Genomic DNA, 3710 nt, shown 5'->3' on the forward strand with positions numbered 1-3710 from the left:
GCCCCGACCGGCGTGTGAGGCGCCGGGGTGCGGGGGCCGAACCCCCGGAGCGGCGCCGCACATGCGAAACGGGGCCCCCGGGGCAGAAGCCCCGAAAACCCCGTTGCAGGACGTCAGTCCTTGATCTCGCAGATCGTGGCACCCGAAGTGACGGACGCCCCGACCTCGGCCGTGAGGCCGACGACGGTGCCGGAGCGGTGCGCGTTCAGCGGCTGCTCCATCTTCATGGCTTCGAGTACGACGACCAGGTCGCCCTCGTTGACCTGCTGGCCCTCCTCGACCGCGACCTTGACGATCGTGCCCTGCATCGGGGAGGCGAGGGTGTCGCCGGAGGCGGCCGGGCCGGATTTCTTGGCCGCGCGGCGCTTCGGCTTCGCGCCACCGGCGGCGGCCGTACGGGCCAGGGTCATGCCCAGCGAGGAGGGGAGGGAGACCTCCAGGCGCTTGCCGCCGACCTCGACGACCACCGTCTCGCGGCCGGGCTCGTCCTCGACGTCGTCTGCGGCCGGGGCCGTGAACGCCGGGATCTCGTTGACGAACTCGGTCTCGATCCACCGGGTGAAGACGGTGAACGGGGTGCCGTCGGTGGGGGCGAACGCCGGGTCGGAGACGACCGCACGGTGGAACGGGATGGCGGTGGCCATGCCCTCGACCTCGAACTCGGCGAGCGCGCGGGCGGCGCGCTGCAGGGCCTGCTCGCGGGTGGCACCGGTGACGATCAGCTTGGCCAGCAGCGAGTCCCAGGCCGGGCCGATCACGGAGCCGGACTCGACACCCGCGTCGAGGCGCACGCCCGGGCCCGACGGCGCGGTGAACTTCGTCACCGTGCCGGGCGCCGGGAGGAAGCCGCGGCCCGGGTCCTCGCCGTTGATACGGAACTCGATGGAGTGACCGCGCAGGACCGGGTCCCCGTAGCCGAGCTCCTCGCCGTCGGCGATGCGGAACATCTCGCGGACCAGGTCGATGCCGGAGACCTCTTCGGTGACCGGGTGCTCGACCTGGAGGCGGGTGTTGACCTCCAGGAAGGAGATCAGGCCGTCGGCGGAGACGAGGAACTCGACGGTGCCGGCGCCGACGTAGCCGGCTTCCTTCAGGATCGCCTTGGAAGCGGCGTACAGCTCCGCGTTCTGAGCGTCGCTCAGGAACGGCGCCGGGGCCTCCTCCACCAGCTTCTGGTGGCGGCGCTGAAGGGAGCAGTCACGGGTCGACACGACGACGACGTTGCCGTGCGAGTCGGCCAGGCACTGGGTCTCGACGTGGCGGGGCTTGTCGAGGTAGCGCTCGACGAAGCACTCGCCGCGGCCGAAGGCGGCGACGGCCTCACGGACGGCGGAGTCGTAGAGCTCCGGCACCTCTTCGAGGGTGCGGGCGACCTTCAGGCCGCGACCGCCACCACCGAAGGCGGCCTTGATGGCGATCGGCAGGCCGTGCTCCTTGGCGAAGGCTACGACCTCGTCGGACCCGGAGACCGGGTCCGGCGTACCGGCGACCAGCGGCGCCCCGGCACGCTGGGCGATGTGACGGGCGGCCACCTTGTCGCCGAGGTCACGGATGGCCTGCGGCGGCGGACCGATCCAGGTCAGGCCGGCGTCGATCACGGCCTGGGCGAAGTCGGCGTTCTCGGAGAGGAAGCCGTATCCGGGATGGATGGCGTCCGCACCGGAGTCGGCTGCGGCCTGGAGGACCTTGGAGATGTCCAGGTAGCTGGTGGCCGGGGTGTCACCGCCCAACGCGAAAGCTTCGTCGGCCGCGCGGACGTGCAGAGCGTCCCGGTCCGGATCGGCGTAGACGGCTACGCTCCCGATCCCGGCGTCCCGGCAGGCCCGAGCAACGCGGACAGCGATTTCGCCACGGTTGGCGATGAGCACCTTGCGCACGATGGCTCCCTCCTTGAAACAAGCTGAGTTTAGGGACAGCCCACACGGCCTTTCGACCCTTCCCCGGTGGTGACCTTGCCCACACAGAGTGTGATGCGAGGGCCGATCCGCCGGAGAACCCTTGTGGCGCCCCAGGTCAGGGGGATCCCCGACTGCACAGTAACCCCGTCATGTATCCAAGGTCTCTGTCCCCCCGGTCAGCGGCCCCGGGTGATTCTTTGTCGAGTCCCTACGAACGGCTCACAGTTTCTTTGCGGTCGTGAGAGGAGTTGTCCCCTTGTTTACTGATTGGTAGCCCGGCGGGCCCACCGGGCGAACAGGGACAACACCGTACCCACAGCGATGTGGCCCGCACGGGTCCGGGCGGGCGGCAGCGCGCCGGGCGTGTCCTACGGATGGACGACAGCGGGGGTCCGCGATCGCGCGGCGGCGGCGATACCGGCGAGATGACAACCCGGGCGGGCCGGACGGCGTCCTACCGACGGTGTGCAGAACGACGACAGCGAGACGAGGACGAGGCGATGGCGTTGGAGCACAGCTTCCGGGGGTGCCTTCCCGGCAGGTCCGACACGGCGGAGGCCGGGTGCTGCCCACCGGCCGTCGAAGCGTGAGCGCCGGGACGAAGACGCCCGCGGATCCGGCCGGGCGCCGGGTCCTGTCGGCGGCGGTTCTCGCGAGCGCCCCGGCGGAGGTGCTCGATTTCCTGCTGCCGCTGTGGGCGGGGTCGACGCTGCGAGCCGGGGCCTCCGTGGTCGGCGCGCTGATCGCCTTCGAGGCGGCGTTGTCGCTGATCGTGCGCCCGCTGGCCGGGGAGCTGGCCGACCGCTTCGATGAGCGGCGGGTGGCCGCGGCAGGTGCGGGTCTCTACGCCCTGTCGTTCGCGGGCTACGCGCTCGCCGACTCGCTGGTGGTGGCCTTCGTCGCGGCGGGCCTGGGCGGCGCCGGCGGGGCCCTCTTCTGGGTCGCGCTGCGGGCCTGGACCGGGCAGCGGTCGCAGGAGGGCGAGGGCACCTCCGCGTACGGCAGATTGCTGGCCGCGGAAGGCCAGGGCGCCTTCGTGGGCTACCTGGTGGCGTTCTCCCTGCTGGAACGTGCTGGCTATCCGCCGCTGTTCTGGCTGGGCAGCGCCGCCTGCGCGGTGGCCACGGCCTCGCTGCTGCGCGGGCCCCGCCAGGAGCGGGCCCGGGGGGCGAGCGAGCACCGGGAGCGGTGGGGTGCGGCGAAGCGCCGGCTGCTGCCGCTGATGGTGGTGTCCGCGGTGACGGCCGCGGCCGAGGCGGGGCTGTGGATGCTCCTGCTGCTGCGGCTGCAGACGGACCTGGAGCTGTCCCCGAACGAGATCGCGCTGGTCTTCGCCCCCGGCTTCGTGGTGTTCGTCCTGCTGCCGGCGCACGCGCACCACCTCACCGGCCGACTGGGCCGTACACCGACCATGGTCGCCTCGTTCGCGGCGAGCGCGCTGTTCGCCGCGGGGCTCGCGGTCGTCTCCACGCCGCCCGCCGTCGCCGTCCTGTGGACCGTGGCCGCCGCCTGTTTCGCCGCGCAGATCCCGGTGGAACAGGCGACCGTGGCCGCCGCCTCCGGGGGGCGGACCGGCCGGGCCATGGGCCTGTACGAGAGCGCCCGTCTGACCGGTGTGGTGGCCGGCCCGCTGGTGCTGGGCGTGCTCTACGAGGAGGCCGGCTGGAGCGCCGCCTGCGTGGCGGCCGCGGCCACCTCGGCCGTGGGGGCGCTCGTGGCGCCGTACGCGGTCCGCGTCCTGGGCCTGCCGGAGGAAAGGAAGAAGCCCGGGCCGAAGACCGCCGACGCGGGAGCGGACCGGGAGGACCGAGC

The 3710-nt window shown here is 72.5% G+C and carries 2 protein-coding genes; one reads left to right on the plus strand and one right to left on the minus strand.

Translation table 11 applies throughout. The features are described from left to right. Window positions 1-113: 113 nt before the first annotated feature. Entirely contained in the window at window positions 114-1877 is a 1764-nt protein-coding gene (locus tag ACWGIU_RS32640) for an acetyl/propionyl/methylcrotonyl-CoA carboxylase subunit alpha (RefSeq protein WP_453711721.1), read from the minus strand. A gap of 607 nt (window positions 1878-2484) precedes the next feature. On the opposite strand from ACWGIU_RS32640, the gene ACWGIU_RS32645 reads away from it, so the two are divergent. Then, a partial coding sequence (locus tag ACWGIU_RS32645) for an MFS transporter (protein WP_453711722.1) occupies window positions 2485-3710 on the plus strand: 1226 nt, incomplete at its 3' end.

The sequence above is a fragment of the Streptomyces sp. NPDC054840 genome (assembly GCF_053611065.1).